At 67.7% G+C, this 19,321-nt stretch carries 14 protein-coding genes and 1 pseudogene; 10 read left to right on the plus strand and 5 right to left on the minus strand.

Annotation, left to right across the window (positions count from 1 at the left end):
• Positions 1-58: 58 nt before the first annotated feature.
• A complete protein-coding gene (locus tag KF903_RS10380; protein ID WP_291214349.1) occupies positions 59-1,642 on the minus strand; it encodes a diguanylate cyclase in 1,584 nt (527 codons plus the stop codon).
• 398 nt (positions 1,643-2,040) lie between these two features.
• Here KF903_RS10380 and KF903_RS10385 point away from each other — a divergent pair.
• Together KF903_RS10385 and KF903_RS10390 are read left to right on the plus strand one after the other, a co-directional pair.
• Positions 2,041-2,879 (plus strand): annotated as a pseudogene (locus KF903_RS10385) (TCP-1/cpn60 chaperonin family protein); the annotation flags it as partial.
• Positions 2,880-3,193: 314 nt separating this feature from the next.
• A complete protein-coding gene (locus tag KF903_RS10390) occupies positions 3,194-3,796 on the plus strand; it encodes a hypothetical protein (RefSeq protein WP_291214351.1) in 603 nt (200 codons plus the stop codon).
• On the opposite strand, the gene KF903_RS10395 is transcribed toward KF903_RS10390, so the two are convergent.
• Together KF903_RS10395 and KF903_RS10400 are read right to left on the minus strand one after the other, a co-directional pair.
• Positions 3,747-3,983 carry a hypothetical protein gene (locus KF903_RS10395; protein ID WP_291214353.1) on the minus strand — a complete coding sequence of 79 codons (237 nt, stop codon included), beginning with the start codon at positions 3,981-3,983 and terminating at the stop codon, positions 3,747-3,749. The genes KF903_RS10390 and KF903_RS10395 overlap by 50 nt on opposite strands.
• A 614-nt stretch (positions 3,984-4,597) precedes the next feature.
• The gene (locus KF903_RS10400; RefSeq protein WP_291214493.1) at positions 4,598-4,807 is read right to left on the minus strand and encodes a hypothetical protein; all 210 of its coding nucleotides are present in this window, start codon (positions 4,805-4,807) and stop codon (positions 4,598-4,600) included.
• Between KF903_RS10400 and KF903_RS10405 the strand changes: the two genes are divergently transcribed.
• From KF903_RS10405 to KF903_RS10440, 8 genes are read left to right on the plus strand one after another with little or no spacing between them, the layout of a single operon-like run.
• Positions 4,743-6,422 (plus strand): alpha/beta fold hydrolase, encoded by a 1,680-nt coding sequence (locus KF903_RS10405; RefSeq protein ID WP_291214355.1) that lies wholly within the window; start codon positions 4,743-4,745, stop codon positions 6,420-6,422. The genes KF903_RS10400 and KF903_RS10405 overlap by 65 nt on opposite strands.
• 2 nt (positions 6,423-6,424) lie before the next feature.
• Entirely contained in the window at positions 6,425-7,192 is a 768-nt protein-coding gene (gene fabI / locus KF903_RS10410; protein WP_291214357.1) for an enoyl-ACP reductase FabI, read from the plus strand.
• Between the two features lie 6 nt (positions 7,193-7,198).
• A complete protein-coding gene (locus KF903_RS10415; RefSeq protein WP_291214359.1) occupies positions 7,199-8,665 on the plus strand; it encodes an efflux transporter outer membrane subunit in 1,467 nt (488 codons plus the stop codon).
• Positions 8,662-9,732: an efflux RND transporter periplasmic adaptor subunit gene (locus KF903_RS10420; RefSeq protein WP_291214361.1), complete on the plus strand. Its 1,071-nt coding sequence runs from the start codon at positions 8,662-8,664 to the stop codon at positions 9,730-9,732. Before KF903_RS10415 ends, KF903_RS10420 begins: the two co-directional genes overlap by 4 nt.
• Positions 9,729-12,461: a ribosome-associated ATPase/putative transporter RbbA gene (gene rbbA / locus KF903_RS10425; protein ID WP_291214364.1), complete on the plus strand. Its 2,733-nt coding sequence runs from the start codon at positions 9,729-9,731 to the stop codon at positions 12,459-12,461. Before KF903_RS10420 ends, rbbA begins: the two co-directional genes overlap by 4 nt.
• Positions 12,462-12,465: 4 nt before the next feature.
• Entirely contained in the window at positions 12,466-13,602 is a 1,137-nt protein-coding gene (locus KF903_RS10430; protein WP_345777756.1) for an ABC transporter permease, read from the plus strand.
• A gap of 17 nt (positions 13,603-13,619) precedes the next feature.
• Positions 13,620-15,056 carry a bifunctional enoyl-CoA hydratase/phosphate acetyltransferase gene (locus KF903_RS10435; RefSeq protein ID WP_291214366.1) on the plus strand — a complete coding sequence of 479 codons (1,437 nt, stop codon included), beginning with the start codon at positions 13,620-13,622 and terminating at the stop codon, positions 15,054-15,056.
• On the plus strand, positions 15,053-16,243 hold the full coding sequence (locus KF903_RS10440) for an acetate/propionate family kinase (protein WP_291214368.1): 1,191 nt from the start codon (positions 15,053-15,055) through the stop codon (positions 16,241-16,243). The genes KF903_RS10435 and KF903_RS10440 overlap by 4 nt, the downstream gene beginning before the upstream one ends.
• Positions 16,244-16,369: 126 nt before the next feature.
• On the opposite strand, the gene KF903_RS10445 is transcribed toward KF903_RS10440, so the two are convergent.
• Together KF903_RS10445 and KF903_RS10450 are read right to left on the minus strand one after the other, a co-directional pair.
• Positions 16,370-18,907 carry a diguanylate cyclase gene (locus KF903_RS10445; RefSeq protein WP_291214370.1) on the minus strand — a complete coding sequence of 846 codons (2,538 nt, stop codon included), beginning with the start codon at positions 18,905-18,907 and terminating at the stop codon, positions 16,370-16,372.
• Between the two features lie 181 nt (positions 18,908-19,088).
• Positions 19,089-19,286, minus strand: a complete 198-nt coding sequence (locus tag KF903_RS10450; RefSeq protein WP_291214372.1) for a hypothetical protein — start codon at positions 19,284-19,286, stop codon at positions 19,089-19,091.
• Positions 19,287-19,321 lie beyond the last annotated feature (35 nt).

The following is a 19,321-nucleotide window of genomic DNA, read 5'->3' on the forward strand; positions in this document are numbered from 1 at the left end:
TCACACGATCAGGTGTTGCACTTCAGAGTTGAACCCGCGCCCGTACTTGATGACAGACTCAAGCCGGCACGGGTTCAACGGCCGCGCCAGCGCCATACTCGAACACGCGGTTGCGGCCGCCGGTCTTGGCTCGGTACTGAGCCTGATCGGCGTAATCAACTAGTGCTTCAACGCTGGGCGTCCCCTCTTCGCGCAGGGCCACGCCGATGCTCACCGACAACGGGATCGCGCGTTCGTAGAAGGTGATCCTGAGCGCGGCCACACGCACGCGAATGCGCTCGGCCACATGCCGAGCGAGCGCTGCGTGTTCGCCGCGCAGCAGAACCACGAACTCCTCACCACCATAACGCCCGAGCCGATCCGCGTCGCCCAGCTCGGCGCGCATCGCTTGGGTGACCGCTATGAGGCAGGCGTCACCGGCGGCGTGGCCATGGCCATCGTTGATTTGCTTGAAATGATCGATGTCCAGGAACAGGACCGCCATGCGCGCGCGAGTTGCCTTCGATTCCGTCCAAGCATCGGCCAGTTGCGCGAGGATGGCACGGCGATTGAGTACGCGGGTCAGTGGATCGAACTGCGCGAGATCCGCCGCCTGGTCGCGCTCGCGCCACGCTTGTGCGGTGCGTTCGGCCAGACCGATGGCGATGATGAGCGCAGCGTAGGCCATGCTGGCGGCGAAGGCGTATTCCATCCACGGCGCTTGCAGCAGATTAATGAATTGCTGCGTTGCGCGCACCATCAGGAGAATCAGCAGCGGCAACCACGAGAGCAGGAAGAAACCAGCCTGCCGGTTGCCGCGCGTCAAGGCGATGCCGCTCGCCGTGAGTGCCGCCAGCGTGGCGGCGATATGCAGGACATTGAGTGTATTGATGGACAGGTTTGAGAGAAAGAAGGGGATCGGCAGAGCCAGCAGGATGACGAGCACAAGATACAGCCCGCAAGCGAGGACCAGCGCCCTTGCCAAGCGCGGCGTCAGTTGGCGCAGACTCACGAAATCCAGCAGGAACAGAATGCCGAACGCGGGCACCAGGGCGGTCAGACAGTTCGTGAACCGGAGACCCCCGGCAGCGAATATTGCGCCACCGGGCAGACTGTAGAGTTCCCCGGTCTGGGACATCAGATACATCACCAGGAAGAACTGGTAACCGATGAAGTAGATGTAGGTGCGCTCGCGCAACAGCAGCCAGAAGCAGACGAACACCAGCAGCATCGAGACCTGCACGGCAATGAAGAAGGTGTTTGCCCGCACGAATCGCAAGTCGGCGGCATGGTAGGAGGAGCTGTCTTCGATGCTTGCCTGCAGGGGTACCGGTTGCCCGGGCCTGCCAACCGCCACATAGATCGGCTGATCTGTGCGCAGGTCATGCGGTAGCGGATAGACCATCGCACGGCGCGAATAGCTTGGATCGAGCTTGGCCGTGAATATGCCAAGGACCTGTGCCTCGTAGTCGGGTGGCGCATACACTGCCGCGCGTGCGGTCAGGATGCCGCGGATCGTCAGCAGCGGCGTACTATCAGCCTGCCAATCGGACGCGAGCTGCAACTGGTACCAGTCGATCCCGCGAAGTGGCGTCATCAGCTTCGCGATACGCGTAGGCTCCGCATCGGCCAGCCCAGCCGCCGGGACAGGCGCTTTGCTCATGGAAGGCGGTTCGGTCAAGTGCACAACGCGCAGAGGAACAGGCTCGGCCAGACCCGGCTGCAGCCAGCAAACGCACAGCAGGAGCCCCAAGCGCAGCAGCCACCGATACATCGGCACGAACCATTAGCCTTGCTGCCGCAACTCTATGCGATTTTGCCGCACGCGAGAAGCGCGGTGCGGTGCGCCCAATTGCAGCGACGAGCGATCGAATGTTTCGTGCAAGAGTTCTCCACCGTGTCCTGGTCGCGGATCTGCGACCGAACGTGTTGTAACCACCACGCATGCCGCAACCGTCTGACCGGCTTGACTGTGGCGCATCCGCATCCGGGCCGGTCGCATCCACTACCAATGCGCGTTCGCTTCGAGTCTGCCCCCCGTATCGATGCACCGCGACGATTTCCATGGGCGCGCAGATGGTCAAGGAAGTGGCTTCCAAGACCTCCGACGTCGCCGGTGACGGCACCACCACCGCGACCGTGTTCGCGCAGGCGCTGATCCGCGAAGGACTCAAGGCCGTCGCCGCCGGCATGAACCCGATGGACCTCAAGCGCGGCATTGACAGGGCCGTGGCCGGCGCCGTCGACGAGCTGAAGAAGATCTCGAAGCCGTCGGCCGATTCCAAGTCGATCGCGCAGGTCGGCACGATCTCCGCCAACGGGGACGAAAACATCGGCAAGCTGGTTGCCGAGGCGATGGACAAGGTCGCCGCGGTCAAGGCGCCGGGCTTTGGCGATCGTCGCAAGGCGATGCTGGAAGACATGGCGATCCTCACCGGCGGCCAGGTCATCTCCGAGGAAGTTGGCCTGCAGCTCGAGAAGGCCACGCTCAAGGATCTGGGCAAGGCCAAGAAGATCGTGATCTCCAAGGAGAACACGACGATCATCGACGGTGCCGGCGAGGCCGCCAACATCCAGTCTCGTATCAAGCAGATCAAGGCGCAGATCGAGGAGACCAGCTCCGACTACGACCGCGAGCCTCGGTCATCCTCAACAAGGTTGCCGAGGGCAAGGGCAACTTCGGCTACAACGCCGCGACCGGTCAGTTCGGCGACATGGTCGAACTGGGCATCCTCGATCCGACCAAGGTGACGCGCACCGCGCTGCAGAACGCCGCGTCGATCGCCGGCCTCGTCATCACGACCGAAGCGATGGTCGCCGAGGCGCCGAAGAAGGAAGAAGCCCACAGCCACGGCCCGGCCGGCGGCGGCATGGGTGGCATGGGCGGCATGGATTTCTGATCCGCGCCCTGCGACAAGCGTTACCGCGAAGCCCGGCCTTGTGCCGGGCTTTGTGTTTTGTGCGGTTGGAAATCTGCATTGGCCGGTACGCGGTCCGGAATCGTCCGGCCTGCAGCGCGCCGTTGTCTGACACGCGTCGCGACGGCGGGCGCAAGGTCGTGACGCGGCAGACGCTGCCACACGCCGCCAACCTGTCCGAAAATCACCGGGCAGGACAAGGCGTGGCGGTTGAGAACGCGATCGGCACAATGCCGAGAAGCCTCCTCAGCAGAATTGATGACACTCGTTGGTGTCGGGCGTGTGAAGATTCGACCGTGACCAAGGAATCGCCGATGATTTTGCGAGTGCTGATCCATGTCGTCGTGATTGCGCTGGCAACGGTGGCTGTCGTGCTCCATGGTGTCGACGTGGTCGACCGGATGGCGGCGGGCGCGATCGCGACGCGTGATCCACCGCCCGAGCCGGTGAAGAAGCCGCGCACGGCTGCGCAGCCAGGCAGTGAGCGCGAGGCTTGTCTCGCCAGCGGCGGCCGGTGGGAGGAGCAATCCGCGATTCACTGCCTGCGCGAACCGCGAAGGGTTGATTGCGAAGCTCGTGGCGGCCGCTGGCAGGTTGGACGAATGGGGCCGCAATGCGTGGAGGCGACTGAACTCGCGGCCTGCAAGGACCGCGGCGGAACGATGCAGATGGCCGGCAGGGCTGGCCGCCTCACATGCATCCGCGTCGCGGACGATGGCGGCAAGCCGTGCGACGACGGCGGCCAATGCAGTCTGGGACGCTGCCTGTACAGTGGCGATCCGATGTTGTTGCCCGCGCGGTCCGGGCTGAGCGGGCAATGCGCGCGCAACGACAATTCCTTCGGCTGCTTCACCACGTTGTCAAAAGGACAGGTTGCACAGTCGTGGTGCGCAGACTGACGTTGCCGAACGCCGCGTCGATGCTGCCGTCGCCGTTCAGATGCGCCAGGCAATTCCCCGCCCACGCGAAGGCGCCGTCGTCGCCAGCGGCGACCAGCACGACGTTGCGCGCCGGTCCACAGGCGGGCAGTGTGATGCGTCCGTTGGCATCGCCGCCGAACGTGTTCGGTGTTCCATCGCCACGCATGCGCCGGCCCGGACGCTGCCGTCATCGAGCGGAGCCGCCCTCGGGATGCGACCGTCGGCGAGCATGGCCAGATCGCCGGTCGGGCGACTCGTACTGGCGCCGTGATTCCTCGGCCCGATGACGGCGACTTGCCCGTTCGTGCCGAATCGGCCATCCCGTTCGCCATCGAAGGCATGACAGGGTGCCGTCGACAAGCACACGAGCGCCCACATCACGAGCCGCATCCGCATCATGAGACGCCTCCGCCAGTCACGCACCACCGATGAATCCCGTCGAGGGTGCCGGCGATTGCGATCGAACGGGCGGTTGTTGGCTTGCCCGCGCCACAACGACTGCCCCCCGACGCGGTTCATGCCGTCCATGGCAATTGGACTTGCAGTCAGCCGTATAGGCATTCACCGGCGCACCAGGCGATTGAGGGTCCGTCCCGGCGCGTGATCGATTCGCAGCGGGAACCGGCTGTGTACCGCCGACCTCCGCGATGACGGCCGCGAACAGGATCCCGGTGCCGACGAGCAGCGGGGCAGGCGGCTGTCGCGCGCACGCTGCAGTTTGCGCGCCGCTGTCGGCGTCCAGGGCCGTCGGAAATCGCCCACATCGTTTGCACAGGCCATTCAGCCTGCATCAAAGGCGATGACCGGCGAAGCGCTTAGAATTACTGCGCAGTTTGCCTTGGTCGTTGGAAATCCCCTCATGCACGACGCGCCTTCGCCCGCAACACCGTTGGCGGAACGGATCGATACGCTTTTTCGCGCCACCATGGCGCGGGGCACGCTCTCGCTGTCGCCGGTGGCGATGCTGCAAGCGGCCAGTGACTGGGCCATGCACTTGGCATCGTCCCCGGGCAAGCGCATCGAGCTGGCCAACCTTGCGGTGCGACAGGCCCAGGAGCTGGCTCTCTATGCCATCGAACGCATGAGCGCCGGTCCCGACCGGCAGGTTCGCCTCGCCGTGCCGCCCCCTGCGCAGGACAGGCGCTTTGCCGCTCCCGAATGGCAGAATTGGCCGTTCAACTACATGCACCAGGCCTTCCTGCTCACCCAGCAATGGTGGGATGCCGCCACGCACGGCGTGACGGGGGTGGAGAAGCACCATGAAAACATGGTGGCCTTCGCGGCGCGGCAGTTGCTCGATGTGTTCTCGCCCGGCAACCAACTCGTCACCAATCCCGTGGTGTTGCAGCGCACGCTGCAGCAGGGCGGCGCCAACCTGGTGCGCGGTGCGTTCAATGCCGTCGACGATCTGCAGCGCATGGTCGCCGATGATCCCCCTGCAGGCACCGAAAACTTCGTGGTCGGTCGCGATGTCGGCGTTACACCGGGCAAGGTGGTGCTGCACAACGACGTGATGGAGCTGATCCAGTACTCACCCACGACCGCGGCCGCGCACGCCGAGCCCATCCTCATCGTGCCGGCCTGGATCATGAAGTACTACATCCTGGACCTGTCGCCGCACAACTCGCTGATCCGCTACCTCGTCGATCACGGCCATACGGTGTTCTGCATCTCGTGGAAGAACCCGGGCTACGAAGATCGCCACCTGGGCATGGACGATTACCTGCAGCTGGGCTTTCACGCCGCGCTCGATGCCGTGTCCGCGATCGTCCCCAGGCGCAAGGTGCACGCCACCGGCTACTGCCTTGGCGGCACGCTGCTGGCGATCGCCGCCGCGGCCATGGCACGCGATGGCGACGAGCGCCTGGCCTCGATGACGCTGCTGGCCGCACAGACCGACTTTTCCGAGCCGGGCGAGTTGGCGCTGTTCATCGACGAAAGCCAGCTCAGTCTGCTTGAGGCGCAGATGGCGCAGACCGGGTACCTCAAGGCTGGGCAGATGGCCGGTGCGTTCCAGATGCTGCGCTCCTACGATCTGCTGTGGTCGCGCATGGTCAACGAGTACCTGCTTGGCGATCGCACGCCGATGAACGACCTCATGGCCTGGAACGCCGATGCCACGCGCATGCCGGCCAAAATGCATTCGCAGTACCTGCGTCGCCTGTTTCTGGACAACGACCTGAGCGGTGGCCGCTATCCCGTGGGCGGCAAGCCGGTGTCGCTGAGCGACATCACGCTGCCGATCTTCATGGTCGGCACGCTGACCGACCACGTGGCGCCCTGGCGCTCGGTGCACAAGCTGCACCATCTGACGACCACCGAGATCACGTTTGCCCTGACCAGCGGCGGGCACAACGCCGGCATCGTCAATCCGCCGGGCAACCCGCGGCGTCGCTATCAGATCCGCACGCGGCCCGCGGGCGGCAACTACGAGGCACCCGACGACTGGCTGGTCAGCGCACCCAGCGTGGAGGGCTCCTGGTGGCCGGCCTGGCTGGAATGGATCAAGGCGCGCTCGGGCAAGCCCGTGGCGCCACCGCCCATGGGTGCGCGCGGCTACAAGCCGCTCGCCGATGCGCCGGGCCAGTACGTGCTGGAGAAATGAACATGACCCGCAACCTGCAAGGCAAGAAGGGCCTGGTGGTCGGCATTGCCAACGAGCACAGCATCGCCTGGGGCTGCGCGCGCGCCTTCCATGCGGCCGGCGCAGACCTCGCCGTCACCTGGCTCAACGACAAGGCAAAGCCGCATGTGCAGCCGCTCGCGCAGCGGCTCGAGGCCGGCATCCAGCTGCCGCTCGACGTGGAGCAGCCGGGTCAACTGGAGGCTGTGTTCGACGTCGTCGCCAGCCAATGGGGGCAGCTCGACTTCGTGCTGCACTCCATCGCCTTCGCACCGGCCGCCGACCTGCATGGCCGCGTGATCGACTGCTCGCGCGAGGGCTTTGCGCGCGCCATGGACATCTCTTGCCACTCCTTCCTGCGCATGGCGCGTCTGGCCGAGCCACTGATGCAGCAAGGCGGCAGCCTGTTGACGATGAGCTACCTGGGCGGCGCGGAGGTCATCGACAACTACGGGCTCATGGGGCCGGTCAAGGCGGCGCTGGAATCCTGCGTGCGCTACATGGCCACCGAGCTGGGCCCCAAGGGCATCCGCGTGAACGCAGTCTCGCCCGGGCCGCTGGCCACGCGCGCCGCATCGGGCATTGCGCAGTTCGACCGGCTCATGGCCGACGCCGTGCAGCGCGCACCGCTGGGTCGACTGGTGGACATCGACGACGTCGGCGCACTGTGCGCCTTCCTGGCCAGCGACGCGGCGCGCTCGATCACGGGCGGCACGCTGTACGTCGACGCCGGCGTGCACATCATGGGTTGAGCGGCCATGAACCCATCACCGGACAAGTCACTGTCGCCCGTCCTGGCCGCCGCTGCTGCGGCGCTGCTGCTGGCCGGGTGTGCCTCGCTGGCGCCGCGTTACGAAGCGCCAGCCATGCCCGTGCCGCAGCACTATGCCGAGGCTGCCGGGGCAGGCAGTGCACAGGCTGCACTGCCCACCTGGCGCGACTACTTCACCGACCCGGCATTGCAGGCAGTGATCGAGCAGGCGCTGGCGAACAACCGCGACCTGCGTCTGGCCACGCTGCGTGTGGCCGAGGCCCGTGCCGCCCATGGCATCCAGCGCGCGGACCGCCTCCCCAGCGTCGGCGCCAGCGCCGGCATGGCGCGCATCGGTGTTCCCGACAATCTGGGCGTGGGACTGCCGCCTTCGATAGCCGCCATGGTGCCGGGCACGCTGACCAGCTACAGCGCCTACGTCGGCATCAGCAGTTGGGAACTCGATCTGTGGGGTCGCGTGCGCAACCTGAGCGACGCGGCGCTGCGCCAATATTTTGCCGCCGCGTGGGCCAGGCGGGGCGCCGAAGTCAGCCTGATCGCACAAACGGCCAGCGCATGGTTGGCCCTGTGCGAAACCGACGAGCGCCTTGCGCTGGCGCAGCGTGCGTTGGACAACCGCGCCGAATCGCTGCACATCTTCAGCCGGCGCGTCGAAGTGGGCGCCACTTCGCGGCTCGACCTGACCCAGGTGCGCATGCTGCACCAGCAGGCCCAGGTGCTGGTGGCGCAGCTCGAGCAGCAACGTGCCACCCAGCAGCATGCACTCGACCTGATCGTCGGCGCAGCCACGCCGGTGGCCGCCACAGCCCGCCTGCCCGCAGCCGACGCGCTGCGCCCGCTGCCCGCGGGCCTGCCGTCCGACCTGCTCACGCGCCGCCCCGACATCCAGGCCGCGGAGCAGCAGCTCATGGCCGCCCATGCGCAGATCGGCGCGGCGCGCGCGGCCTTTCTGCCGCGCATCGCGCTCACGGCCATGGCGGGCACCGGCAGCAGCGAGCTGGGCGACCTGTTTGGCAGTGGCACCGGCGCCTGGCTGTTTCAGCCCAGTATCAGCCTGCCGCTGTTCACGGCCGGCAGGCTGAAAAACAACCTCAATCTGGCCGAAGTGCGCCGCGACGCCGCCGTGGCGCAATACGAGAAGGCCATCCAGGGCGCGTTTCGCGATGTGTCCGACGCGCTCGCCGCGCAACAGGGCCTGGCGCAGCAGGTGCAGGTGCTTGCCGCCATGCGTGCCACCCAGGCCGAACGCGCGCGCCTGTCGCGCCTGCGCTATGACAACGGCGCCACGCGCTTCTTCGAGGTGCTCGATGCCGAGCGCGACCTGTTGGCCACCGAGCAGCAGCTCACGCAGATGCGGCGCGCCCTGTTGGCCAGCCGCGTGGCGCTGTACGCCGCTTTGGGCGGCGGCGCTGACACCCCCACCGTTTCCGGAAAACCGAGCGCCGCGCCATGAACCCGACCGTCAAGAAGTGGAGTCCCGCTGCCATCGTGCTCGTGCTGACCGTCGGTGGCTATTCCTATTGGAGCGGCCAGCGCGGCAACGGTCTGGGTGAAGGTTTCATCAGCGGCAACGGCCGCATCGAGGCCACCGAGGTCGATGTGGCGACCAAGCTGCCGGGCCGCGTCCAGGCGATCCTGGTCGATGAGGGCGACTTCGTCAAAGCGGGACAACCGCTGGCGCGCATGGACATCAGCAGCCTGCAGGCACAGCGCGACGAGGCCGTCGCGCGCCAGGCCCAGGCCAGGTACGGCGTGGACACCGCGCGCGCCCAGATCGCACTGCGCGAGAGCGATGTGCGCGCCGCCGAGGCCCAGGCGGCCGCGCGCGCGGCCGAGCTCGATGCCGCGCAGCGTCGCCTCGCGCGTTCGACCACGCTGGAGAAGGAAGGCGCGTCCTCAAGCCAGGAGCTCGACGACGACCGTGCCCGCGTGCGCGGCCAGCAGGCGGCGCTCGATGCCGCCAAGGCACAGGTCGCCGCAGCGCAGGCAGCGGTGGCAGCGGCCAAGGCGCAGGCGACCGGCGCTGTCTCTTCGGTGGATGCCGCCGTGGCCACGGTGGCGCGCATCGACAGCGAGCTGCACGATGCGCAGCTCGTGGCGCCGCGCGACGGGCGTGTGCAGTTCCTCGTCGCCCAGCCCGGTGAGGTGCTGGGCGCAGGCGGCAAGGTGCTCAACCTCGTCGATCTGTCGGACGTCTACATGACCTTCTTCCTGCCCGAGACCGTGGCCGGCCGCGTGGCGCTCGGGTCCGAGGTGCGCATCGTGCTCGACGCCGCGCCGCAGTACGTGATCCCGGCGCAGGTGAGTTTCGTCGCCAGCACGGCGCAGTTCACGCCCAAGACGGTGGAGACTGCGAGCGAGCGGCAGAAGCTCATGTTCCGTGTCAAGGCGCGCATCGACCGTGCGCTGCTCGCCAGGCACCTGGAGCAGGTCAAGACCGGCCTGCCGGGCGTGGCCTGGGTGCGGCTCGACGCCCGCCAACCCTGGCCCGCCGACCTCGCCAACGTCATGAAGCCATGACGCCGAGCGAGCCCGTCGTCCGGCTGCGGGATGTGCGCCAGCAATACGGCACCACGCAGGCGTTGGCCGGGGTCACGTTGGAGGTGCCGGCCGGCTGCATGGTCGGTCTGATCGGCCCCGACGGCGTGGGCAAGTCGAGCCTGCTGTCGCTGATCGCCGGCGCGCGCGCCGTGCAGGCCGGCAGCGTGCGGGTGCTCGGCGGCGACATGGCGAGCAAGGCGCACCGCGATGCCGTTTGCCCGCGCATCGCCTACATGCCGCAGGGCCTGGGCAAGAACCTCTACCCCACGCTGTCGGTCGAGGAGAACCTGCAGTTCTTCGCACGCCTGTTCGGGCATGGGGGCGCCGAGCGGCGCCGCCGCATCGATGAGCTGACCCGCTCCACCGGCCTGCATGCCTTCTTGCAGCGCCCCGCAGGCAAGCTCTCGGGCGGCATGAAGCAGAAGCTCGGCCTGTGCTGCGCGCTGATCCACGACCCCGATCTGCTCATCCTCGACGAGCCGACCACCGGCGTCGATCCGCTGGCGCGCGCACAGTTCTGGGATCTGATCGAGCGCATCCGCCGCCAGCGCCCCGGCATGAGCGTGATGGTGGCCACGGCCTACATGGACGAGGCGCAGCGCTTTCACTGGCTGGTGGCCATGGACGAGGGCCAGGTGCTGGCCACCGGCGCGCCGCAGGAGCTGCTGGCGCGCACCGGTTGCGACTCGCTCGAGGAGGCCTTCATCGCCCTCATGCCCGAGGAAAAAAAGCGTGGCCACCAGGCGGTGGTGATACCGCCGCTGCAGGTGGACGACGCGGACGTGGCCATCGAGGCCCAGGGCCTGACGATGCGCTTTGGCGACTTCACGGCCGTCGATCACGTCAACTTCCGCATCCGCCGCGGCGAGATTTTTGGCTTCCTGGGCTCCAATGGCTGCGGCAAGACGACGACCATGAAGATGCTCACCGGTCTGCTGCCCGCCAGCGAAGGCCGCGCCTCGCTGTTCGGCAAGGCGGTCGACCCGAATGACATCGATACGCGCCGGCGCGTGGGCTATATGTCGCAGGCGTTCTCGCTGTATGGCGAGCTCACCGTGCGCCAGAATCTGCTGCTGCACGCGCAGTTGTTCCACGTACCTGCCGACCAGCGCGCCGCGCGCGTGCAGGCCATGGTCGAGCGTTTCGACCTGCAGAACGAGCTGGACGCGCTGCCCGAGAGCCTGCCGCTGGGCGTGCGCCAGCGCCTGTCACTCGCGGTGGCCATGGTGCACCAGCCCGAGCTCTTGATCCTGGACGAGCCGACCTCGGGCGTGGACCCGATCGCGCGCGACCGCTTCTGGCAGCTGCTGGTCGACCTGTCGCGCCGTGACCGGGTGACCATCTTCATCTCCACCCACTTCATGAACGAGGCCGCGCGTTGCGACCGCATGTCCATGATGCACGCAGGGCGCGTGCTCGACAGCGATCGTCCTGCTGCACTCATTGCCAAGCGCGGTGCGGCCACGCTCGAGGAGGCCTTCATCGGTTATCTCGTCGAAGCCGCTGGCGATGCACCCACGGCAGACGAGGCGCCGGTCATCGAGACTCGGGCCACGCCGGCCCCTGCCGCGATCGGGCACCGTGCACCCTTCAGCCTGCAGCGCCTGTTCAGCTACCTGTGGCGCGAGACGCTGGAGCTGCAGCGCGACCCGGTGCGCGCCGCGATGGCGCTGCTGGGCTCGCTGGTGCTGATGTTCGTGATCGGCTACGGCATCACGCTCGACGTGGAGAACCTGAAATACGCCGTGCTCGACCGCGACCACAGCGAGGCAAGCCAGAACTACGCGCTCAACCTGGCCGGCTCGCGCTACTTCAGCGAACGCCCCGCCATCAAGGACGAGGCCGATCTCGATCGCCGCATGCGCAGCGGCGAGTTGTCGCTGGCCATCGAGATTCCGTCGGGCTTCGGGCGCGACATGCTGCGCGGGCGCGCTGTGCAGATCTCCGCGTGGATAGACGGCGCCATGCCACAGCGCGCCGAGACCATTCGCGGCTATGTGGGCGGCCTGCACCAGAAATGGCTGGCGCAGCAGCTCGCCGAACGCGGCATGTCGGTGCCGCAGACGGCGAGCGTGGAGACGCGCTACCGCTACAACCCCGACGTGAAAAGCCTGCCGGCCATGGTGCCCGCCGTGATTGCGCTGCTGCTGCTGATGCTGCCGGCCATGCTGACGGCGCTGGCCGTGGTGCGCGAGAAGGAGCTGGGCTCCATCATCAACCTCTACGTCACGCCGGTGACGCGGCTGGAGTTCCTGCTCGGCAAGCAGCTGCCCTATGTGGGGCTGGCGATGGTGAACTTCCTGCTCATGTGCGCGGCATCGATCACCATTTTCGACGTGCCCATCACCGGCAGCTTCTGGGCCCTGGCACTGGCAACGCTGGTCTATGCCATCGTCGCCACCGGGATCGGCCTGGTCGCTTCGTCGATGACCCGAAGCCAGAGCGCGGCCATGTTCATCGCCCTGGTGGTGACGATGGTGCCGGCGGTGCAGTTCAGCGGCCTGCTGCATCCGGTCACGTCGCTCGAGGGCGCGGGCCGGCTGATCGGCGACATCTTCCCGTCCACCTACATGCTCATCATCAGCCGCGGCGTGTTCAGCAAGGCGCTGGGCTTGCGCGAGCTGGGCAGTGCGCTGGTGCCGCTGCTGCTCGCGGTGCCCGTGGTCATGGGCACGGCGCTGGCGCTCCTGAAGAAGCAGGAGGCATGAGCGCGTGGACGCCGTCATCCGCCACCTGAGCAATATCGTGCGCCTGGGCGTCAAGGAGCTGTGGAGCCTGTGGCGCGACCCGATGATGCTCGTGCTCATCGTCTACCTGTTCAGCGTGGCCGTGTATTCCTCGGCGCGCGCGATCCCCGAGACGCTGCATCTGGCCGCCATCGCGGTGGTGGACGAAGACCACTCGCCGCTGTCGCAGCGTATCGTCGCTGCCTTCTACCCACCGCTGTTCACCCAGCCGACCCTGATCACGCGTGACGAGATGGACGCCGGCATGGACACCGGCGCCTATACCTTCGTCATCAACATTCCGCCCGACTTCCAGCGCGACGTGCTCGCCGGCCGCGCGCCGGCCGTACAGTTGAACGTGGACGCCACGCGCATGAGCCAGGCCTTCAGCGGCAGCGGTTACATCCAGCAGATCGTGCTCGGTGAGGTGCAGGATTTCGTGCGTCGCTACCGCGCCAGCAGCACGCTGCCGGTCGATCTGAACGTGCGCATGCGCTTCAACCCGTCGCTGACCCAGGCCTGGTTCGGCGGCGCCATGCAGTACGTGAACTACATCACGCTGGTATCCATCCTGCTGACTGGCGCCGCGCTGATCCGCGAGCGCGAGCATGGCACCATCGAGCACCTGCTGGTCATGCCGGTCACGCCGACCGAGATCATGCTCGGCAAGGTCTGGTCCATGGGGCTGGTGGTGCTCCTCGCAGCGGCGCTGTCGCTGTTCTTCATGCTGCGCGGCGTGCTGGGCATGCCGATCGAAGGCTCGGCGCCGCTGTTCCTCGCCGGGGTGGCGCTGCACCTGTTTGCCACCACGTCCATGGGCATTTTCCTCGCCACGGTGGCGCGCACCATGCCGCAGTTCGGCCTGCTGGTGATGCTGACCATTCTGCCGATGCAGATGCTCTCGGGCGGCAGCACGCCGTTTGAATCCATGCCGCTGTTCGTGCAGCGCGTCATGCAGCTGGCGCCGACCACGCATTTCGTCGAACTGGCGCAGGCCATCCTCTACCGCGGCGCGGGGATCGACGTCGTGTTGAAGCCGTTTCTGATTCTGGCGCTGATCGGCAGCACACTGTTTGCGCTCTCGCTGTCGCGCTTCCGCAAGACCATTGGCCAGATGGCCTGATGCCTGCAAGGAGTCCCATGTCCGACACCGCAACCGCCCCCACCCCATCGCAGGACGATCTTTCCATCGTGCGCAATCGCACCTTCGACGAGATCGCCGTCGGCGACAGCGCCAGCATCGAACGCGTGCTGACCAACCAGGACATCCAGCTGTTTGCCGTGCTCTCGGGTGACGTGAACCCGCAGCATCTGGACGCCGACTACGCCGCCTCCACGCGCTTTCACGGCGTCATCGCCCACGGCATGCTCGGTGGCGCGCTGATCTCGGCCGTGCTGGGTACGCGCCTGCCCGGTCCGGGCACGATCTACCTGGGGCAGACCCTCAAGTTCCTCGCGCCCGTGCGCGTGGGCGACCGGCTGCGCATCACGGTCACCGTGAGCGCACGCGACGAGGCCAGGAAGCGCCTGACGCTGGCCTGCAGTTGCATCAACCAGGACGGCGCCACCGTCATCAGCGGCGAGGCGCAGGTGATTGCCCCGACCGAGCGCGTCGAGCGCGCGCGCACCACGCTGCCCGAGGTGCGCCTGCGCGTGGGCCAGGACGGCGTGCATCGCCTGCTGGAGCATGTGCGCCCGTTGGGCGCGCTGCGCACGGCCGTGGTCCACCCCTGCGACGCACTGAGCCTGGGCGGCGCGCTCGACGCGCACGCGGCCGGCCTCATCGACCCGGTGCTGGTGGCGCCGCGTGCACGAGTGCTGGCCGTGGCCGAGCAGGCTGGTCTGGACCTGACCGGCATCACGATCGAGGACGTGCCGCACAGCCACGCCGCCGCCGCGCGCGCGGTGGCCATGGTGCTCGAAGGTGGGGTGCAGGCGCTGATGAAGGGCAGCCTGCACACCGATGAACTCATGGCCGCCGTCGTCGCCACGCAGGGTGGCCTGCGCACCAAGCGCCGCGTCAGCCACTGCTTTGTGATGCAGACGCCGGCCTACCCGCGCCCCTTCATCATCACCGACGCGGCCATCAACATCGCGCCCACGCTCGAGCACAAGGCCGACATCGTGCGCAATGCCATCGACCTGGCGCACGCCATTGGCGTGGGGCAGCCGCGCGTGGCCATCCTCGCGGCAGTGGAAACCGTCAACGCCGGCATGCCGGCCACGCTGGACGCGGCAGCGCTGTGCAAGATGGCCGACCGCGGACAGATCACGGGCGGTCTGCTCGACGGCCCGCTGGCGTTCGACAATGCCGTGTCGATGGCCGCGGCACACACCAAGGGCATCGTCTCCGAGGTGGCCGGCCGCGCCGACATCCTGGTCGTGCCGGATCTCGAGAGCGGCAACATGCTGGCCAAGCAGCTCGAATACCTCGGTGATGCGGCGACGGCCGGCATCGTGCTCGGCGCGCGCGTGCCGATCGTGCTCACGAGCCGCGCCGACTCACGCGAGACACGCCTTGCATCGTGCGCGGTCGGCGTCCTGCTGGCGCACCACTACAAGCTGGCGCCGATATGAGCGATCTGGTTCTGGTTCTCAACTGCGGCTCGTCGAGCATCAAGTTCGCATTGTTCGACGCGGGCGTTCGGCCGCTGCCGCGCAAGGCGTTGTGGAATGGCAAGGTGGACGGCATCACCGGCCCCGCGCCCACCTTCGGCGAAACCGGCGTGCCGCCGGGCCCGGTGGTGCTCGACACTGCCCAGCCCTACAACGCGGCGTTGCTGCACATTCGCACGCGTGTGCGCGAACGCGTCGCGCAGGGCGGTCACCGCATCGCAGCGGTGGCGCACCGCGTGGTGCATGGCGGCGCCAAGTATTTCGACCCGGTGCGGGTCGATGCGGGCGTGCTGGCCGACCTGCGCGGCTACATACCGCTGGCGCCGCTGCACCAGCCGTTTGCGCTCGAAGCCATCGCCGCGCTGTTGCACGGCAGGCCCGATCTGCCGCAGGTGGCCTGCTTCGACACGGCCTTCCACCACACGCTGCCGCAGGTCGAGAAGATGCTGCCGCTGTCCTGGGACGCCTGGGAGCGGGGCCTGCGCCGCTACGGCTTTCATGGCCTGTCCTATGAATACATGTCGCTGGCGCTGCCCGAGCGCCATGGCGACGCCGCGCGTGGACGCACCCTCGTCGCCCATCTGGGCAGCGGCGCCAGTCTGTGCGCCATGCGGGGCTTGCAGAGCGTGGGCACGAGCATGGGCTTCTCGGCCCTCGACGGTCTGATGATGGGCACGCGCTGCGGCGCGCTCGACCCCGGTGCCGTGCTCTACCTGATGGAGATCGAACAGCTCTCGCTGCACGACGTGGGCCAGTTGCTCTACCACGGCTCGGGCCTGCTGGGTCTGTCGGGCGTGTCGTCCGACCCGCGCGTGCTGCTGGCGCAAGAGGCCGACAATTGCCGCGTGCAGGCGGCGCTCTCGCTCTACGTGCGCCGCATCGTGCGCGAGATCGGCGCGCTGGTGGCCGTGCTCGGCGGCCTCGACATGCTGGTCTTCACCGCCGGCATCGGCGAGCACAACGCCGCCATCCGTGAACGCATCTGCGCCGACCTCGGCTGGCTGGGTGTGGCCCTCGATGCGCAGGCCAATGCAGGCAACGCCGACATCATCTCCAGCCCGGCAAGCCGCATCCCGGTGGCCGTGGAGCGCACCAACGAGGAATGGGTGGCCGCCTGGCACGCCACACGCGTGTTGGACAGCCAATGAGTGGCAGCGATCAAGCCGGGTGACTGCACCAAGCCGTGTCGGCCGCGCATTCGACCGGGGCGTGTGCCACCCCCGTGCTGTCGCTGCAGGTCATCGGTCGGCAAGGCGGAGCGCTGACCGGATGACTCAGGCTGGCGTGCCAGAATCGACTTCGTCGACGGCTGCACTGCCATTCGCTTGCGGCGCGGCGCACAGTGGCGGCACCACGAGGGTCGTGAACTCCTCGTAACGCGCGCCCGGCAGATCCTTCAAGGGCAGGCGTTCGGCGCGGAATTGTTCCACCGGCAGTCGCGCTGCTTCGTAGAGGATGACCTCGTGATCGGCGGGGTAGTCCTCCAGCAGACGCGTGACCAGCGCCTGCAGTTCGGCCGGTTCGGCATGGAAACGCGTACAGCTGACGTCGCCGACGAGGGCGACCTGCCACAACACGAGCAGGCTGCGCGGATCGATGCGACGTCGTTCCTGCAGGAACTGCGTGGCTTCCAGCGACTGCACGCCATGGCGGCCAGGATCGATGCCGAGATCGGCGTACAGGCAGGCTTCGGCCGAGATGCCTGGTTCCATGCGCGCAGGGATCCCCGCCGCGCGGGTTTTCGCGATGATGGCATGCGGCACATCGGCAAACACGCCGGGGTGGCCATAGAACACGGCACACACGCGCTTGCCGGCAACAACGGACGGCATGATGGCGGCCACCATCTCGCGGTAGGTCTGGCGTCGATCCTTGCCTGGGGCGTAGTAGCGACACAGGTCGATCAGGTCGGGGCGCAGCTCGACGAGCATCGCGCGCGTGGCGCCGTCGGTCAGCGCAAACACGCACTCGGCCTCCTGGATCTCCGACAGGCAGCGCGCGCTGAGGTGGCGTCCGAGCTGGATGCCGGTGCCGACCACGACCAGGCCCGCGCCGGTGCGCTGGGCAGCCGGCCCGCTGGAGGCATCGACGACCTGGTTGCGGCCGCCGCGTTTGGCACGGTACAGGGCGAGGTCGGCGGCCCGCAGCGTGTCTTCGAGCGAGGCTTTGGCATCACGCGCGGCGCTGAGGCCGAAGCTGAGGCTGTACTCGACCGGCTGGTCAAGTACCGTGAGCGGCGTGATGCGTGCACGCAATCGTTCGACCAGCGCGCGCGCCGTCGCGGTGTCCACATCGAGCAGGATCGTGAACTCCTCGCCACCGCTGCGGCCGATCACATGCGGCTGCGGGAACGCAGCGCTCAGCAGGGTGCCCAGTGCCCGCAGCACTGCGTCACCTGCGGCGTGCCCGAACTGGTCGTTGATGCGCTTGAAGTGGTCGATGTCGGCCACGATGGCCGTGAAGGGCAGGCCTCCGCGCCGGCAGTGCAGCAGCAGTGCCTGGCCTCGCGCCAGCGTGCTCTGGTGGTTGTACAGACCGGTAAGGCCGTCGGTCTCGGCGGCGTGGCGATAGCGTTTGCGCTGCATGACGGTGCGCCACAACACCACGAGCAGGATCATGACCAGCGTCAACACGCCGAGCAGGGCCAGTGCCTGCAGCGACTGGGTGCGCGCGTGCGCCTCGAGCTGGGCCTGCTGGCGCTGGCGATCACTCTCCAGTGCGCTGATCCGGCGCGCCTTGGCGACCGTATCGAATTCCATCTGCAGATAGGCCAGGCGACGCTGGTGGGCGTCATCGTCCAGACGGTTGCGCGCCAGGTTGGCCTGCTGCAGATGACGCAGGGCTTCGGTCGTCTGGCCGGCAGCTTCTGCCACCTGGCTCAGCACCCGGTGGGCGAGTTCGACGTTGTCCCAGGCATGCTGGCTCTCGAATATCGGCAGCGCGTCACGCACCCGCGCGGCGGCGTCCTGGGTCGCGGCACCCGCGGCCAGCTCCGCCTCGGCCAGCGTGATGTCAGTCTCGAGGATGCCGGTGGTGAAGCCTGCTTCGACGAACTTGGCGCGTGCCTGGCGCAGCCACGACATGGCCTCCTTGGGCGAATGGCGCAGCATGAGCGCCTGGCCGATGCCCTTGAGCGCGTCGGCCGTGAACACCGGATCGTTGGCGCGCGTGCAGGCCGCCACCTGCTGGTGGCGCATCTCTTCGGTCGGCGCAGCGTGTCCGATCGCGCTGAGTGCGTTGGCCAGGTTCGACAGCGCTATGCACTCGTCGCGGGCATCGCCGGCCGCGCGTGAGATCGCCAGCGCGCGCGAGCTGAAATCGACCGCTTGCCCATCCTCGCCCACATGCCGGTACAGGTACGACGCCAGGCTGAACACGGCGGCTGCGCCCGGGCTGTCATCGGTGGTCGAGTCCAATGCCTGCCGGAGATAGCCGAAGGCCTGCGGGTAATCGGCCGCGTTGGTGGCGCAGTTGATGAGCAGTGTGAGCGCGCGCGTACGCAGCGGCGCCGAGGGTGCGCGCTCGAGCATGCTCTTGCCGAGGTCGATGGCCGCGGCGTAGTCACCGGCCAGGGCAAGGTTGCGGGCCCGCACGAGATCGATCCGGTAGGCAAGCTCGGGCGGCAGCTCGGGGTGTTCCGCCAGCAGCGCATTGATCAGGCGCGCCGAGTCATGCGGCGGCTCGCTGATGCTGCTGCGCTCGATCGCGGCCACGCGGTCGCTGAGCGAGGGCTCCTGCGCGGGCGCGGCGATGGCCGCGCACAGGGCAGTGAGCAATGCAATCCAGCGCAGCGCCGCGGTTGGCGTGCGCATGGGCCGGCCTTCAGCGCGGCGGGCCACCCCTTTCAGGGCGCGCCTCCGGCAGGTGGAACAGGATTCTGCGCCCATCGCGCATCACGCGGCCACGCACGCGGCTGCCTGGCGCCCGATGTTGCGGCACCGTGTCGCGAGGCGACGCCAAGACGTCGCCGCGACGCGACAGCGGTGTCGCGGCTTACTTGTCATAAGCGATGATCGTGCTGTTGGTGACGTAGATGCCGTCGGTCAGTCCAGTCAGCTTGCGGATCGCGGCCAGGTCCTCGTCGAGCAGCGCCTTGCGCTCCTCGTCCGTCAGCTGGAAACGCTTGATCACCAGCTCGCGATCGCGGGCGTACTCGCTGGCCAAGGCGGCATCCGCGCCCAGCGCCTGCATCAGTCGAACCAGATTCGTCACGCTCCCTCCCGATC

The sequence above is a fragment of the Dokdonella sp. genome, assembly GCF_019634845.1.
In the GTDB taxonomy this organism is placed as follows: Bacteria; Pseudomonadota; Gammaproteobacteria; order Xanthomonadales; family Rhodanobacteraceae; genus Dokdonella_A.

Coding starts and splice junctions, on each gene's coding strand:
- KF903_RS10380 (WP_291214349.1), bottom strand. CDS start 1,642: ATGAGCAAAGCGCCTGTCCCGGCGGCTGGGCTGGCCGATGCGGAGCCT.
- KF903_RS10395 (WP_291214353.1), bottom strand. CDS start 3,983: ATGCGTGGCGATGGAACACCGAACACGTTCGGCGGCGATGCCAACGGA.
- KF903_RS10405 (WP_291214355.1), top strand. CDS start 4,743: ATGGCGCGGGGCACGCTCTCGCTGTCGCCGGTGGCGATGCTGCAAGCG.
- KF903_RS10400 (WP_291214493.1), bottom strand. CDS start 4,807: ATGGCCCAGTCACTGGCCGCTTGCAGCATCGCCACCGGCGACAGCGAG.
- fabI (WP_291214357.1), top strand. CDS start 6,425: ATGACCCGCAACCTGCAAGGCAAGAAGGGCCTGGTGGTCGGCATTGCC.
- KF903_RS10415 (WP_291214359.1), top strand. CDS start 7,199: ATGAACCCATCACCGGACAAGTCACTGTCGCCCGTCCTGGCCGCCGCT.
- KF903_RS10420 (WP_291214361.1), top strand. CDS start 8,662: ATGAACCCGACCGTCAAGAAGTGGAGTCCCGCTGCCATCGTGCTCGTG.
- rbbA (WP_291214364.1), top strand. CDS start 9,729: ATGACGCCGAGCGAGCCCGTCGTCCGGCTGCGGGATGTGCGCCAGCAA.
- KF903_RS10435 (WP_291214366.1), top strand. CDS start 13,620: ATGTCCGACACCGCAACCGCCCCCACCCCATCGCAGGACGATCTTTCC.
- KF903_RS10440 (WP_291214368.1), top strand. CDS start 15,053: ATGAGCGATCTGGTTCTGGTTCTCAACTGCGGCTCGTCGAGCATCAAG.
- KF903_RS10445 (WP_291214370.1), bottom strand. CDS start 18,907: ATGCGCACGCCAACCGCGGCGCTGCGCTGGATTGCATTGCTCACTGCC.
- KF903_RS10450 (WP_291214372.1), bottom strand. CDS start 19,286: ATGCAGGCGCTGGGCGCGGATGCCGCCTTGGCCAGCGAGTACGCCCGC.